At 42.4% G+C, this 16,931-nt stretch carries 9 protein-coding genes; 1 reads left to right on the top strand and 8 read right to left on the bottom strand.

Annotated features, from left to right (window positions below):
- Window positions 1-26: 26 nt before the first annotated feature.
- The 8 genes from C2869_RS21915 to C2869_RS21880 all read right to left on the bottom strand — a co-directional run bounded on the left by C2869_RS21915 (window position 27) and on the right by C2869_RS21880 (window position 12,935).
- A complete protein-coding gene (locus C2869_RS21915; RefSeq protein ID WP_108605199.1) occupies window positions 27-1,445 on the bottom strand; it encodes a family 43 glycosylhydrolase in 1,419 nt (472 codons plus the stop codon).
- Between the two features lie 256 nt (window positions 1,446-1,701).
- The gene (locus tag C2869_RS21910) at window positions 1,702-3,639 is read right to left on the bottom strand and encodes a glycoside hydrolase family 97 protein (RefSeq protein ID WP_108605198.1); all 1,938 of its coding nucleotides are present in this window, start codon (window positions 3,637-3,639) and stop codon (window positions 1,702-1,704) included.
- A 530-nt stretch (window positions 3,640-4,169) separates the two neighbouring features.
- The gene (locus C2869_RS21905; RefSeq protein ID WP_228710860.1) at window positions 4,170-5,330 is read right to left on the bottom strand and encodes an aldose epimerase family protein; all 1,161 of its coding nucleotides are present in this window, start codon (window positions 5,328-5,330) and stop codon (window positions 4,170-4,172) included.
- 17 nt (window positions 5,331-5,347) lie between these two features.
- Window positions 5,348-6,265, bottom strand: coding sequence for a substrate-binding periplasmic protein (locus tag C2869_RS21900; protein ID WP_108605197.1), 918 nt, complete (start codon window positions 6,263-6,265; stop codon window positions 5,348-5,350).
- Window positions 6,266-6,639: 374 nt separating this feature from the next.
- Window positions 6,640-7,626: an IS110 family RNA-guided transposase gene (locus C2869_RS21895; RefSeq protein WP_108605196.1), complete on the bottom strand. Its 987-nt coding sequence runs from the start codon at window positions 7,624-7,626 to the stop codon at window positions 6,640-6,642.
- 312 nt (window positions 7,627-7,938) lie between these two features.
- Complete coding sequence (locus C2869_RS21890; RefSeq protein ID WP_228710862.1) at window positions 7,939-9,177, bottom strand: IS4 family transposase; 1,239 nt, start codon at window positions 9,175-9,177, stop codon at window positions 7,939-7,941.
- A 559-nt stretch (window positions 9,178-9,736) separates the two neighbouring features.
- Window positions 9,737-10,876 carry an IS110 family RNA-guided transposase gene (locus C2869_RS21885; protein ID WP_108601389.1) on the bottom strand — a complete coding sequence of 380 codons (1,140 nt, stop codon included), beginning with the start codon at window positions 10,874-10,876 and terminating at the stop codon, window positions 9,737-9,739.
- A 205-nt stretch (window positions 10,877-11,081) separates the two neighbouring features.
- Window positions 11,082-12,935 carry an RICIN domain-containing protein gene (locus C2869_RS21880; protein WP_108605194.1) on the bottom strand — a complete coding sequence of 618 codons (1,854 nt, stop codon included), beginning with the start codon at window positions 12,933-12,935 and terminating at the stop codon, window positions 11,082-11,084.
- Between the two features lie 455 nt (window positions 12,936-13,390).
- On the opposite strand from C2869_RS21880, the gene C2869_RS21875 reads away from it, so the two are divergent.
- On the top strand, window positions 13,391-16,897 hold the full coding sequence (locus C2869_RS21875; protein WP_108605193.1) for a LamG-like jellyroll fold domain-containing protein: 3,507 nt from the start codon (window positions 13,391-13,393) through the stop codon (window positions 16,895-16,897).
- Window positions 16,898-16,931: the final 34 nt, after the last annotated feature.

Below are 16,931 nucleotides of genomic sequence, written 5' to 3'. Positions count from 1 at the left end.
CACCCCCACTAAAATTTTAATATTTATTAATAACGTGGCCAACCATTAGCATCCCAATTCAATGTACTAATAAACAATACCGGTGTGCCGTTGTTGTTTTTATCGTACATATGACGAGCAATCACATCTGTATTCAGAATGTCTTGTCCGCCTGGGCCTGCCCAATCACTGTTACCGCTATCGAGTATTTCACCGCCGCCATGCAATAAGTCGTTGCCATTTTTATCTAAGTAAGGCCCACGAATATCCGTGGCACGACCATACATAATTTGATAGGTGCTATCAGCGCCGTTACAGCATTTACCAATCGAGGTGAATAAGTAATAGTAGCCTTGACGATAAATAATGGTTGGCGCTTCAATCCCACCCGAGCGCGCGGCAATTGAATATAATGGACCATACGGTTTCATGGTAATAGGATTAATACGCTTAACCTTAATGCCTGAATTCCAAGAACCATAGGTTAACCAAGGTGCGCCATCTTTATCGACAATTAAGTCAGGATCGATGGCATTGTGATCATCGGCGTTAGTTGTGTTCACCACTAAGCCGTCATCGCGCCAATCGCCAGCCCCTACGCTTGAGGCCGATGTTAACCCTATGGCGGAAACACGCGAACCAAACGTTGAAATTGAATAGTACAGCCAAGCGCGACCATTATAGCGTTTAAGATCAGGCGCCCAAACATCATTATTGGTATTGCCCGGCACATAGTCAGTCCACCAGCTTAACGGGCTTGGAAAAATGGGTGCAGCGTCGTTCCACGCGATACCGTCAGTTGACCATTTACCGTAAATACCTGGTCCGGTTTGAAAGATCCACCACAGGTTATTGTCGTAACCAATTGTTGGATCATGGGTAACAATACTGCCGGTTAATGGCCAGTGACTTGTTGCACCATTGGTTGTGGATGGATCCCAAGGGGCTGATTCAATGCTGCCGACTTGCTGTAATGACCAAAGCTGTGCGTCAGCTCCCCAGTAAGACCATTGGCCAATATTGGCACCATCATTGGTATCAAAACCCAATAAATCTAATGATTTGCCGCTATGGCGATTAATAAAGCTGTAATAGCCGTTACCGCGATCGGTAATTGACCATTGCTGAGTATTGCCGCCCCAATATTCCCATTGAGTGATATTGCCACCATCGTTGGTGTCGAAATTGTAAACTTCCATGGCTTTACCACTACTTAAATTAATCAGTGAGTAATAGCCGTTGCCTGTACCTGTGATCAGCCATTTTTGGGTGTCGTGGCCGTTGCCTGACCATTGATTAACATTAGCGCCATCGTCAGCCGATGCTCCACCGACTTCTACCATTTTGCCACTGTGTTTTGAGGTGATGGTATAAACGCCATTACCGATCGCCCAAGTGTGAAGACTAAGAGAGGCTGCTAATAAGCCGCAGGCTAAACCTGCCATTTTGTTTAATGCTTTGCGCATAAGTAAGCCCTTATTTTGCCATTTTTATTAAGTACTGCGTGTGAGTTTTTATTCTCAATGGCTAATATCGCCAAAAGAGATTTATATACTACTATCGTAATACTATTTAGATCAAGGTAAATGTATAAAAAAGGTTAAAAGGCTTTTTTGTAGATGTTAAGTAGTATTAATGGGTTTGCGCCGTGGATAAATGTAGAAGGGTGGGGTTCACCCCCACCAATTCATAAACTATCTAAATTAATTTCGACCATTCTATTTATTGTGATATCAACAAAAAGCCATCGTTTGCCATCATATTGATGTTAGTACTATCGCTGGCGTTTATGGTTTTAAAACTAAAACCACGTTGGCTGCCGTCGCTGGTGAAACTTTGTAAGGATTGATCTTGTATAAAGCTTAAATCTAGGGTTAATGCTTTGCTGGTGTTTTCTCCGTTGATTCCGGCAATATACCAAGTATCGGCTGCGCGTCTGGCTATCACTACGTGCTTACCTGGGTAGCCGGTTATAAAACGCGATTCATCCCAGTTAGCCGGTAAATGGCTGAGTGCTTGTTTGATTTGACTTGGTACGTTTTGCATACCTTGCGGTGTTTCAACGATATGCTGTAAACCCGAAGTGAATAAAACGGCTTGGGCTAATTGTAATGCGTTGCTGGTTTTACGCTCTATACCCGGAATATCGTTAAAGGTGGTTGGAGTAAAGTCCATAGGATCAAACAAGTTACGAGTAAAGGGCAGTACCGCGCTATGGCTGGCTTCTTTATCTGCGGCATCTTGGAAAAAGGTGATCATTTCAAAACCTTTAACCGCTTCTACGGTTAATAAATGGGGATAGGTGCGCTGCCAGCCGCGCGGCAAGGTTGCCCCGTGAAAATTAACTAGCAACTGATGTTTAGCCGCGTCCTGTAAAATTGCGTGATAATAGGCCATCATGGATTGGCCGTCGCCAGCAAAAAAGTCGATTTTAACGCCTTTAATCCCGAGATTTTTTAACATCGCAAATTCCCGATTGCGTTGCTCACTAGTCAACAACGCCCCTTTTGGCGAATAGCTGGTGGTATTCCAATTGCCTGATGAGTTATACCAAACAAATAAACCTACATTCTTATTTTGTGCATATTGTGCGAGTTTGGCTATATTGTGGTGGCCAATGCGTCGGTCCCAGTCGGCATCAACTAAAGTATATTGCCAGCCCATATCGGCGGCGTGATCAATAAAATCTTTTTGCACATCAAAACGAGTAAAATCGTCTTTTAACAAACCCCAACTCCATGAAGCCACGCCTGGTTGAATAAATTGCGTGTCCATTGCAATTTGAGGGGCGGCTAAATCGGTACCTAAAGTTGAATTAACTAGCGTTTCAAGGCTACCGAGTGCGATCACGCGCCAAGGTGATAATAAAGGCAAAGGACCTTGAGCTAAATGGCTGCTGTTAGTAAAAACCTCATGCGGGGTTGGCGGCGATAAAACGTACTCGCCGTTAGTCGCCACATGGCTTAAATGCGAAGCATGGAATTGGCTGCTAACGTCGGCTTCGGTAATGGCTAGCCAAGTTTCTTGGGTTTGCATTTTGCTATTAAATAATGCCGGAAAAACCCACCCCGCACCTGTGGGAGAAGGCGTGTCTAACTTGATTGCCATTTGATAGTGTTCTTCATATGACGGGTTAGTATTCCCCCAGCCTGATTGCGCTTGAGCTAAGGGTTGTAGCCAGCCTAAAGTCGTTTGATCAAAATTAAAGCTAGTTAGCTCACTTTTAAATTTTACGGTTTGGTTGGCACCTTCTACACGGTATCTAAACGCAACACCGTCGTCGGCAACGTTGAAAATAATAGTTAGTTGCTGTTTTTGCTGATTCTCGACAGTTAGCGTTTGCTGATTGGCTTGATAGTCGACTTGGCTTTGTTTACCGGCATACAGGGTGTATTGCTGATTAACGGCACTGATTTTACTTTTACTGACAATGTTTAGGTTTTGCGCAAAGGCTCTATCTTCAAAAACAATCCCAAGTTTTGATGGTTCTAACACAGGTTTGCCTTGCCGTTGAACTTGATAAGTCAGCCCTTGCGCTGAGTTATTAACGATGACGGAAAGTTGACCATTGGGACTGTTTATTTCCAGCTCGTGTTGTTGATCAAACAAGCAAGCATTAAGCATTAGGCTACAGAGTATTGTCCAGAGAATGCGTGTCATATTGTCTTCCAGCTTTAGTCTTCTCGCTCAGGTCTTATGGTTCATTGTCAGCGCTTACTCTCGACTTTGGCTCCTGCGTCGTCCTACTACCTAAGTCCCTTTAGGCAACCCCAATCACATAATAGAGCATATGCTCATGGGGTCTCGAAGCTTGACGGCTTTGCCTACATGGATGTAGGTACTTAGGTTTCGTCTGGAACCAGAAACCTGCCACTAAAACCTGATCGCTTTGACTACATTTAATTGATTAGTTGATAAATAATAATTAGTCGTTAACTCGATCTAGTACCTTTTCCATTTAATTTTGATTAGTTGAAACAAGGCTAGCTATTTTTGTAGGTTCGACGCTCGCGTCGTATTTTAAGGTTTTGACGAAGCAGCAGCTTCGACCTACAAAGAATTCAACTGATCATTTCTTTCTGGAATAAGTACTAGGTTGTTACTGACTAGGTAACAAAAAACGCGCCGTGTTTGGCGCGTTAAATTAACGACAAAGGTCTTCACGACGGGTACTGATTGAGTAAAATCGATTAATTTAGAGTCGAAAAACGATAAACCATTCGGGTATTGTAGGTTTCACCTGGATTTAAGATGGTGCTTGGGAAATGCGCCTTATTCGGTGAATCAGGGAAGTGTTGTGGCTCTAAACAAAAGCCATTGCGATGCTGATAAACACGGCCTTGGCCTTTTGCGCTGCCATCTAAAAAGTTACCTGAATAAAACTGGATTGCAGGCTCTTGGGTAAAGATCTCTAACACGCGGCCTGATGTCGGTTCGGTAACGCGTGCCGCTAGTTCAAGCGCATGCTTGGCTAATTTATCTAATACAAAGTTATGATCATAACCTAAGCCGTATTTTAGCTGTTGGTCAGCAAGGTTAATATCTTGACCTATGGTTTTAGCGCTACGAAAATCAAACGGAGTTTGCGTTACGCTGGTTAATTCGCCAGTTGGGATCAGCGTGTCATCCACAGGGGTGATGTGACTGGCGTTGATCTGTAACTCATGGCTCAAAATATCGCCTTGTCCAGCTAAATTAAAATAGCTGTGTTGAGTTAAATTCATGGGTGTGGCTTTATCGCTTATCGCTTGGTAATCAATAACTAATTCATTTTGATCATTGAGTAAGTAGTTTACCTGAATTAAGGCATTGCCCGGATAACCTTGATCACCATCTGGGCTAGACAATTGCAGTTTTAATCCTGGTTGTTGATTCTCTATATAAGGTGTCACAAACCAATTCTTTTTGTCGTAACCGTAATGACCACCGTGTAAGTGATTATCGCCATTGTTTTGCGGCAGTTGATAGGTTTCACCGTTTAATGTGAATTTACCTTGACCAATACGGTTACCAAAACGTCCGATTAGCGCACCAAAATAATTGGTATCGGCTAAATAGTCTTCTAATGTGTCGTAACCCAATACCACGTTATCTAGCTTGCCGTTTTTGTCGGCGGTTTTTAATGAGGTGATAATACCGCCGTAACTAATAATTTTAACTTGCGTGCCAGCTTTGTTAGTTAGAGTGTATTGGGTAACTTGTTCACCATTGGGCAAAGTGCCGTATGGTTGTTGCTCGATCATGTGTGGGTTTCCTTTAGGACTAAGTGTAGATGTGCAGGCTGCAACTAAGCACAAACTTGAAACAACAAGCAGGCTTTGCGCTGCTTTAGCAAATACGGAGACGTTCATGAAATTACCTTGAGTTCTTAATAGTTGATTGAATTTTGAGCTATGGGGTTATGTTTTTTTTTAAGATCTTCGATGTGTAACCAAAGACGCGCGTCATCAAATGGCGTGTCTTCGGGAATGAATGGATTGTCAATTTCAAATACCACCCTGTCTTCTAAATGCGCTTTGCGGATCACGTCTTTAATCATAGGGTTGTTGAAAAAATAGTTATCAAAGCTACCGTCTTCGATAGCCGCCATTAAGCCGCGTTTAATTTTTTGCGCTAACTCTGGGTTGTCTTTGCTGACAAAGAAATAAGCGGGTAGTGGATATTTAACTAAAATGCGTTTTTCTATCGTTAACGGTAAATCGGGGTACTGCGTCACTTCAGACCAAGGCTCATGCACGCCTCGCGGGAAGTAATCGTAACGGCCGCCTTCAAGCATATAAAATAAGTTTTCATATGTACGGGTGCCAATAACGGGAATACCGGCATCGCGCAAAATGGCGGTATCGGCCCAAGTTCGCTCTTGGGCCGCAGTTAAGCTTTTTAATTGCTCAAAGGTTTCGACACTATCAAATTTGTACTGCGCATCGGCTCGAATAATAAAAATACGATGGCCTAATAACCCTTTATAGAGTGGAATGCGCACCGGCATGAGTTTTTGCTCTAACGTTTTCGAGGTTCCTGTCCAAGCTACATCTAATGAATGGGCGGCGACATCTTCTACCATTCTGGCTTGCATAAGAAATCGCGAGGATTCTTCATAAACATAGGTGTTTTGCTTGTCATAAGACAAGGCTAATTTGAGTAAACCAAATTGGTATTCTTCTTTAGCTCCAACGCCACTGACTTTATTATGGCGGATGGTGATCTCTTGTGCGCTAACACTATTGGACAGCATTATCATAAGAGAGATACCCAGAGAAATAAGCGTTAATAACTTTGATGACATACCACACCTCAAAAGATATACGTTAATATAGTATTACTTTATAATTCAATGTTGGTTTTTTCAACTGACAAAGTTAATTAATTGGCAAAAAATGTAGCAAATACTTCACATTTCAATTCAAGGTTATGTTTTTATTGTGATTTATTTTTTAATGTTTTTAGGTCAATCATAAGCTATTAATGAGCAGCTAGACATATCGAGTTGGTGTCGATGCTTGCAGAGCCTGCCAACTTCGCCACCCCAGTAGGCGAGCATTTATGCTTGAGAGCCAGCCAACCTCGCCACCCCAGTAGGTGAGCATTTATGCTTGCAGAGCCTGCCAACCTCGCCACCCCAGTAGATACCATCTCTCTATACCGGTCTCAAGTACTAATTTATGTTACTTGAGGCTGATAATTTGTTTGTGTTTTGACCACGCCAAAACATATTTGTGCAAGCTTTCGCATCGCAGCGCCCAAGGCTTCCATTTTCGTTTTTCCTTTGGCTAATAAGCGCGCTTTCTGTGCCCTTATATCTGGATTATGCTGGCTAGCAACAACCGCTGCCATATACAATTTTTCTCTTATGTAACCCGGCCCTTCTTTGCTCAAGGTCGTTTTTCCAGCTCGCTTTCCGGACTCTTTCATCTTAGGAATTAACCCCAAATAAGCCGATAATTGCTTTGCATCCTTAAAATCTTTACTGGCAAATAAGCTCACCATAATCCTAGAAATAACTGGACCCACACCTTTGATAGTTAATAAGAAATCTCTGTTTTTTCCTAAATCTGGGTGACGGTCAATATGGTCATCAATCTCTTCTGTGAGCTTATTAATTTCTTCTTTTAACGCTGAAATCATGTTTTCTAATGATTCAATTACACGTTTTGATGCACTTGAAAAATCAGCCGCTTCAAATCGATTTTCTTCTCGTTGTAAATCTTTCTCTAGTGCTTCCAATCGGCGCAACATAGCTCTTAACTCCCTGAATTCCTTGGTCTCTGGCTGCCAATGAGATAAAGAATACTGTCTGTCGTGGCCATACCTCGCTAGCATTATCGAGTCTGATTTATCTGTCTTGTGAACCAAATCTAAGGCCTGAGCATACTTGTATGCTTTACCAGGATTAGCTTGTTGTAAAATAAAGCCTTTTGCATGTAAAAAATACATCAAGGGTTCACTATAAACACCGGTTGGTTCAACGGTGATAACAATCTCTTGAGGTGTTAAACCTGTATTTTTAAGTAACCATTCGGCTAATGCTTCATGGCCTTTAGAGGTGTTTTTTAACACCTTTGTTTTCTTTTTATTTGTGGTGACATCACGAAGCCAACACACGTCTAATTTATCTTTACTAACATCAATGCCTGTAAAAGCCTTCATCTCTATTTACTCCCCTTGTACATGCAGCGTCAAGCGCTTGGATACCATTCAGTTTTATGGAGGTTAGGAAGCCAGGGTATAATCTACAAAACATCATTTTCTGATAAGACGAGCAACATACTTCACTGGCTTCCCGATGTGATAAGTGCTAGCTAAACACCTATCACAGAGAGATACAAGGCGAGCATTTATGCTTGCAGAGCCTGCCAACCTCACCATCCCAGTAGATACCATTTATGCTTACAAAGCCAGCAAACGAGCCAACCCAAAAGAGTAAGACTAAAGTCCAATGTCATTAAGTTAAGCCTTTGCTTAGTTAGGCCGCTTATAATTCATATGATGCTTGGCACCCAATTTCACGTTTCTAACAAAAGAACGGCCTGGTCTGATTGCGTTGGTATGCCGGAGCATTTTAGATATTAGTTTGTTTATCTTCAACGTGATGTCTTTTAGTTGAAGAAGCTCAATTATGTTTTGCTTCATTACGCTAAGGGCCGCTGTAAAATTAATTTGATAGCGCCGCTTGCGATGCGCTAATGTTTCATCAATCGTACTCTGCGCTTCGTTGACGAAAAGGCTGGTAATATTTTTACTTAAGACTTTTGCGTAGAAGTCTTGCTCGATAGCGACCTGTGACTTCCCAGAGAATTGCTCGATTTGAAGTCGACTTTTCATGATTTTGTAATCTTCTTCAACACCCCAACGCTTGTGATATAAGGGTTGAAATTCTTCATAAGACAATCTGTCTGCATCGACTGACGTCATTAACACCTCCGTTTCACCACTTGATAGTGGCACTCTGACTAATCTAACCTTAAGCGGTGCTATTGATACCCCTAACTCCTTACAACGCTGGATGGCAAACCGATTCGGGTGTAATTCAACCATTTCTTCTTTCTCATCAGATTGAATGAAGTTTTGAACTTGAACGTTATAGTTGGAAAGCGTCCGCATACAAAAATCGACACCGATATGACGATGATAAGCAAACATATAGAACGCTGGGTAACCTCTATCATAGATGACCAAATCACCTTGCTGAGTATGCGGTAAATGTGACAAAGCCATCGTACGTTCATCTGTATGATGTCCCTCAATACATGCGTCAATCGTCATTCGGTGGCTGATATCGTATAGCTGAGACAAGCGGGCTAAGGGTCTCTTTCGACTTTCATCTGTTGGATTGTAATGGGCTTTCAGTGCCTTTGTTGCAGGGAGATTGACGGTTGAGCCATCAACAGCGAGTAAGCGAAACCCATGCCACCGCTGACGGCAATGTTGACTATATTGGTTAACTAACACGCGGTTTAATTCAACGAACACCGAGGGGTCGAGCTTTTTTCTTGCTTGTGTGAAAGCCGAAGCGGTTACGTGAGAATAAGTACCATTGATTTGCTCAATGATATCAAAAAAGTTATCGAGCTCTTGTGCAGCAGAGCCTTTTACAAAATTCAGTAGAAAAGAGACAAGGTGACTGAAGGTTAACGAACGATTACGAGTAAAATCTTTAGGAGAAGACTTATAACGAGCAATAAACTCAGGGTTGTTTATCAGATTGGCTATATTTTGAACAATTTTCTTGCGGGATAAGTGTCATTAGATCAACCGTTTTTTTCAAAAAAATCATCGAATTATTAAGTACTTATTTTACCATATTTTGGCTCCAAGCATTCACTTTTTCTTAAATTAACGTTGGTTAGCGCTGAGCTTGCGAAGCCCAACACAAGCCACGTTTTTGTTGGGCTTCATCCTTCAGCCCAACCTTCTATGAAGGACAGGAAGTCAATACCCAACCTTTAATTTATAAAAATCTCTTATGCTCTTTCTTCAAACCATAAGCTTTTTCCCATTTTTGAAGTTAATCAATTGCCCAGATTAATTTATTCGTGCTACTCAACATCAAGTGTGAGCGCAACCACCTTCTATCCGTTCCAGCCCTAAGCTGGCTACCTCAAACTGCATTCGTATGTGCAGTGAAATCTGGTTGAAGGTGCCCCTTCTACAAAAACGGTCAAGCTTGGCTTACCAAGGTTGGGCACGAGCACCTTCTCACAATCGTTAACGTTAATTCCTTATGTGTTTGTTGTCATTTGTGACTGCCTCTGTGCAATTAACCTTCCGTTAATTGTGCACCCTCGGGAATAACACCATGCTCAAGGTAACGCCACAGAGCCACTAATAATTTTCTCGCGAGCGCGACTATTCCCACTCTTCGCATCCGCTTGCTGCCTTTGTCAAAGCGCTCCTTAAACCATTGACTTAATTTGCTGCCTTTTTGGTAACGTAACCACAGCCAAGCAAACTCTATCATGACCTTGCGCACCCGCTTATTGCCTGCTTTACTTATTCCCTGTTCGCGTTGGCTGTCTCCGCTGTCATAAGGTGTTGGAGTTAATCCCGCACAACTCCCCACTTGCTTAGCGTTTTTGAAATCTCGCCAGCTAAAAAATTCTGCAACTAAGTACCAACTGGTTTGCCATCCTACGGCTTTGAGTTGCATCATTTGCTCTATCTGTTTTTCCATACTGCCGTCTTGGGCTTGGGTAACTCGCTCTTTTTGTAACGCTTCAAGTTCTTTCACTTGATTATCTACCATGACATAGCGCTCGTATTCGCGTTGTAATTCGTTCTTCGTATCAACTGGAATGTCATACCCCGTGACGGCGCCTTTAAGTTTAGGCAGTAATGTTTTTAAATCTTTTATGTTTGCTAGCCGTATGCCATGCAGAAAAAGTAAAGATTTTATCCTTGTTGAATGCGCCCCTCGCTCTTCGATTAATCGCCCTCGTTCGCGTTGTAATCGTCGTTTATCTTCTTGCTCAATAGTCGGGACTCTAACAGGCCTCATTGCCGTCAAATCACCTGAACAATAACGAATGAGTAGTCTGTTTAAGGCTTTTACGTCCACACCATCACTTTTGACTTGGCGTTGACGCCGATTCACTTCAATAGCGGCTGAGTCAATCACATAATTGGTGATATTTTCTTTTTCCAATGCTCTGTGTATCCAAAACCCATCTCGACCCGCTTCGTAACAGCTAAAAACCGGACAGTCTGGTGTGCATTTTAGTTTTTCTTTTGCCAGTTCAATTTCTGCAAGTAGGCTATTCCAATCACCAGCATCAATCGTTTTCTGTCTGAGCTTAACTTTATTACTAAATCCTAGCTTCCAGCTTTTTGCACTTAATTCAAAAGCAAGGTACAAAATATTTGAATTTGCGTTATCTTTATCTTGAAGGACAGTATTCATCTTTATTCACCTTTTTTGGTTTTGTCACCTTAAGGTTAGTCGATATACTGTCCTTCATAGTTTCTACCAAAAATCGTTAACTTAATGGCATTGGACTAAAGTCTCACCCACAAACCTAATCATCAAAATGAAACTGAAAGGCTTTCGCTTATTAATATTAAATTAGCGGGCTTCCTGCCCGCATTAAATAAGCTGTGCTATTTGGTTATTTAGTCCCCCAAACAGCTACCCCTTGGTTAGACAAAGCGCTAAAAGTCGGAACAAGCTGATTGCTCGTGGCGTTATATTGCCAACTGGCTACGCCATTAAAGCTGCCGAGCCCATTTAAGGAAATATGGAACTTGTTGCTGCTTTGCAACCACCAAGTGCCTGAGTGATTGCCTGACACAGTACCATCGGCATTGAGCTGTATATTGACCGATTGTTTTGCCGATGTATTGATATCCTTTTCATGATTAACAAATTTATAGCTGCCTACCATATCGTACAAATCAACGATATTTTCGCCGTTAAGTGCGGCGTATCTTTGTGGGGCGACAACAGGCCATCCATCTGAATTTATAAACATTTCGTGTACGCGGACTTGATGGAACTCGCCGCTATTTGGAAAACGAGTATGGAAAACTAAGAAATATTGACCAGTTTCTGGCTTGTAAACACTGGATTGGTGACCGGGTGCCAAATAGCCATAGTCACCAGCAAATTCAAAGCCACCCATTAATTTAACGCCATACGGGGCGATTGCAGAACGATCGCCTCGCACATTAGCCATGTTATTGCCTTGTGCGTCGTAATATGGGCCATTAGGCGATGTGGCGCGCGCAACACGAACGTTGTAACCGCCATCTGACGCTAAACCGCCAAAGGAAACAAACATATAATAATAGCCAGACTCAGGACTGTATTGGATAAACGCGCCTTCAATATGGCTATGATCACCGCCTAATAAGTGAGTTCCATACCCTTGGCCAGCATAAGGTTTACCTGTGGCCGGATTGGCTTCTAATATGAAAATACCCCCCGAATACGAGCCATAGACTAACCACATTTTGCCGTCTTTGTCATAAAAGGCATGAGGATCAACGGCATTAGGGTGAATGGTAGGATCGTAAATCTCTCCTGGGTTTTCACTTTCTTGGCCCCACATGCCAGATTTTAATATTAGGCCGGTATTGGAGTAGGCGCCTTCTATATTCCAACTGGTGGCGACACCCGTATAGCCGCGTGGTTCTGTCATTAAACTTTGGTTGTAATAGTAAGCAAATTGCCCCGTACTAAGCTGAACAACATCAGCGGCCCACAGTGCTGTGTTATCACCGGTCCAAGCAAAGCCTTCTGCGAGTTCATTAGTAATGTTGTAACCAAACAATGGGTTATTGTTATCCACCCCGTCAGATACTGATGTCCAATTCATCAGATCGTTAGATTTGGCAGATGCAGCAAAAGAGCCAAAAATATAATAGGTGGTTTGGCCATTAACATTATGTGCGAAGATTGACGGATCATGCACTGAGATGTCAGTAAATTGCGAGCTGGCTAACGTAGGATCAGCATAGCTTGCGGGCTCAAATGCCCATTGCTGTGGTGCACCAGCCCAATATGTCCACTGGCCAATGTTGGCTCCGTTATTGGCGTCAAAATTAAAGACTTCAGCTGCTTTACCTGAATATTGATTAATCAGGCCATAATAACCGTTATTCAAATCATCCAGTTGCCACAGTTGGGTGTCGCCACCCCAGTAAGCCCATTGCACAATATTGGCGCCGTCTGAGGCATCAAAATTAAATACCTCTAGTGCTTTGCCACTATGCACAGACACAATGGCGTAACGGTTGTTGCCGACATGGGTTACATCCCAAAGCTGGTTAGTACCGCCGGTTGGTTGATATTGAATAATATTGGCGCCATCTGCAGTTGAACGGCTAGCCACGTCCATCACTTTATTACTGAAGTTATTTTTTAGCACATAGGTACCATTACTCAGGGCTAAAGCAGTACTTGAGATTAAACCGCCACTGATCAGTGCTAGTTTAATTGATTGGCTTAAAAATGATCGCATAAAGACCTCTTTGAAATCTGTTAGTAATTTGTTGTTTTATTTGTGTTGAGTGATCCTAGATCACGCTTAAAGTCTATATAAAGTATTACTTTATGGTCAATTGCGATTTTTTAAATTATTTTTCACCTGACGGGATAATAGGGTTTGTTAATGAATGTAAGCAAAAGCTAGTATCTAATACGAGACTAGGTGTCAACTAATAAAAACCTTTAAAAACAGGTGTTTATGGTGTTTTTATGTTTTGTGGTGGTTAGTTTACGCTTATTTTTAGTTTGTTTTATTATTTAAAATTACAAAAATAGCCACAGCTAATAACATTTAATTTACTTTGGTTATTTTTTTGACATTATTTAAAAAGTATTATTAAATTACCGTATGCGTTAAATCAAAGTCTGGTTTATATGCAAAATTTCTTCTCAGCACTAAACTGTAAGTATTAAATTGCGAGGACACACATGAAGACAACAAAACTAGCGCTGGCTATATCAAGTTTGATTGCGTTAGCAAGCTGCGGTACGGGTGATGGCAACACACCTACCACCACCACAGCGCCTGAAATTACAAAAGAAGCCTCAACTCCAAGTGAAGTTAGCACCGTTGACTTTGCTAGCGTCGCCGATATTGGCGTTCATGATCCATCAGTCGTTAAAGATGGCGACACTTATTATATTTTCGGTTCACATTTAGCCGCGGCTAAATCAACCGATCTCATCAGCTGGGATTATATCTCTACGCTAAGTGCTAACCATTTAGTTGATGAAAGTAGCTTGTTTAATACCTATAGCAGTGAATTTGCAGAGGGTATTGCATGGACTGACGGCTTTACTGGTAACTGGGCTGCTAACGTTATTAAAGCGCCAAATGGTAAATATTGGTTTTATTACAACCATTGTGCGCAAGACAATCCAGATACGCCAGATGTAGTGGACGAAGTGTGTTGGAATCGCTCGTACTTAGGTTTAGCTGAAGCTGATAACATTGAAGGCCCTTATGTCGATAAAGGTGTGTTTTTACGTTCTGGTTATCGCAGTGAACAACAAAAAGTATTAGATGGTAACGGCGATCCAATTGCCATTGTTGATGCTGATGGTAACCCTGTGTTGGACGGCGACGGCCAACCGACTTATGAAATGCAAACGGTTTTCCCTGAATTTGCTGATTACCCATTAGATAACGGTCAAACTACTTGGCATGGTCATGTTGATCCTAATGCGATTGACCCTACGGCGTTTTATGATAAAGACGACAACTTATGGATGGTTTACGGTTCATACTCGGGCGGTATTTTTGTATTAGCCTTAGATGAAACCACAGGTAAGCCAGAGTCGGGACAAGGCTATGGTACTCACCTTGTTGGTGGCGATTTCCGTGCAATGGAAGGTGCTTTTGTTTTTTATAGCCCTGAAGCCGATTATTATTACCTAATGTGGTCAGTCGCCGGATTTGATGTTAACGGCGGCTACAACATGCGTGTCGCGCGTTCTAAAAATCCACAAGGGCCATACTATGATCCAGCAGGCGTTGATGTATCAACCGTAACTGGCACCTTAGAAGTGGGCGCAAAATTAATGGGCGGCTTTGAATATACTCAAGAATTAGGTGACGAGTTTGCCGCTTGGGGTTATCAAGCACCTGGCCATAACTCAGCAATGTATGACGAAGCTAGCGGCAAACATTTACTGGTTACCCATACGCGCTTCCCGCAAACTTCAACACCTTATGATCACCCTGAAGCGCATGCAGTGCGTACGCACGAAATGTTTATTACGCGTGACGGTTGGTTAGTGGCATCACCACAACGCTATGTGCCAACCACAGGTGACAATGTTGTGGCCAAGGATGATATTTATGGTTACTACAAATTTATTAACCAAGGTATCGGAGTTAACAATTTCGCAATACGCTCAACTCATATTGCGCTTAATACTGACCATACGGTAACCGGCAGCGATCCTGGGGCTTGGTATTTATTAGATCCAGAAAACATCAAACTAGAATTAGCTTCTGGCACCTATGTCGGTGTGGTTAAGTGGCAGTTTGATGGCGTGCGTAACAAAATGGTGCCTGTGATCAGTGCGATTGCTAACGACGGTGCAACAGTATTTGCAAGTCATGTTAACCCAATTACTGCAACGGCGACGACGTTGAGTGAAGTGCAAACAGCTCTGGTTTTACCTGCAGAACTGACAGTGTCTGATCTTGATTTTACATTGCCGGTGTTAGGTAAAGATGGTACGCAAATCAATTGGCAAAGCAGTGATGAATATTATATTGGCTCAGATGGTTCAGTATTTATTCCAACCCCCGATCGTGGTAACAAAACCATTAATTTAACGGCGACCTTGACGTTAAATGGCCAAAGTGTAACTAAAGATTTTGAGATCTTATTACAAGCTCGTCCTGCATTTAAAAATGCGGTAGCTCATTATCGTTTTGAAGATAACCTTAACGACAGTGTTGATAGCAGTAAAATGGCAACAGGCACTGGTGATCGTCCGTTTAATACCGGAACTGTTGGCTATGCTGATGGTAAAGCCGGTCGCGCCTTGTCGTTAGATGGTACAAATGGCATACGCTTCCCTAACAATTTGCTTAATAGTTACCAATATACGGTTTCATATTGGATGAAACCCAATGAGATCAATAACTTTACACCTTCATTCTTTGCGGCTGAAAACGATACCTATAATCGTTGGATTAATTTGTTGCCAGCAAACTGGGACGGACAAGTTCATTTTTGGAGCCACAATATTGTTCCTGAAGACAACATCGATGCTTGGTATGACGGCGCAACGGGTCGTACATTAACGCCAATGGAATGGGTACATGTTGCCTTTGCTGTGGATAATGGTGAAGTTGATGTGTACTTAAATGGTGAACAAGTTTCGAGTTTATCTGGATTACCAGATTATTTCTCTAACATCACTGATGAAGGCGTAATGGCATTTGGTGTTAACGCGTGGGATAAACCATTTATCGGGGAAGTGGATGAAGTATTGGTCTACGACTACGCCCTAACCGCATTAGATATTAACGCGGCGGCCATTAACAATTTGACCGATCCGGCGCAATTCTCAGCATTTGTTAAAGATGGCTTAATTTTACCAAACACAGATGCGGTAAGAGATAGCTTTGAACTACCACGTGTTGGTCCATTTGTGTCAGGCATTAGCTGGACATCCGATAACGAAGCTGTGATTAAAGTGGTTAATGGTATGGCTGAGGTCACTCAACCTGGCCCAACATCAGCAGATGCAACAGTGACTTTAACGGCAACTATCAACTTCCAAGGTAGTATTGATACAAAAACGTTTGAAGTGACAGTGAAATCAAAAGCACCGGCTGAATTTAGTTTTGATGGTGACTTAATGTCTGCCAACAACTTGTATGGCGAAGGCCAACCGACAGATGGCTTTATTGATGCATTAGGTGGCTCAGTTGAATATGTTGATGGTGTGATAGGGCAAGCGCTTAAATTAGATGGCACTAATGGTGTTCGTTTACCGGATAACCTAATCGGTACTTATCAATATTCTGTGTCTTTCTGGATCCGTCCGGATGCCTTCACTGGCTTTAGTACTTCATTCTTTGGTGCGGCTAATACGTCAAGTTGGGTCAGCTTTGTACCAGCATGGGGTGATGGCAATGTAACGCGCTTATGGTCTGGTACCGCTTGGTACGATGCGGATCCGGCTAGTGGCCAAATTCCAGCACAAGAATGGTCGCATATCACCTTTACGGTTGATAACGGAGCGGTCACGCTATACATCAATGGTCAAGTTGAGTTTAGCGGCGAAAACTATCCAAATGTATTTGGTGCAGGCCAAACAACCTACTTTGGTTTAGGTGTTAACCACTGGGATACACCGTTCAACGGTGCAATTGATGAACTTAAAATCTATAGCGATCCAATTGGCGCAGATTTAGTTCAAGCGTTATATGCCGCCGGTAGTGCGCAATAACCCTTAAGTGAGCGGGAGTGACTTAAGTCACTCC

The sequence above is a fragment of the Saccharobesus litoralis genome, assembly GCF_003063625.1.
GTDB classification, from domain to species: Bacteria; Pseudomonadota; Gammaproteobacteria; order Enterobacterales; family Alteromonadaceae; genus Saccharobesus; species Saccharobesus litoralis.
Note: the sequence above shows the minus strand (reverse complement) of the source record. Positions and strands in the feature narration are given on the sequence as shown.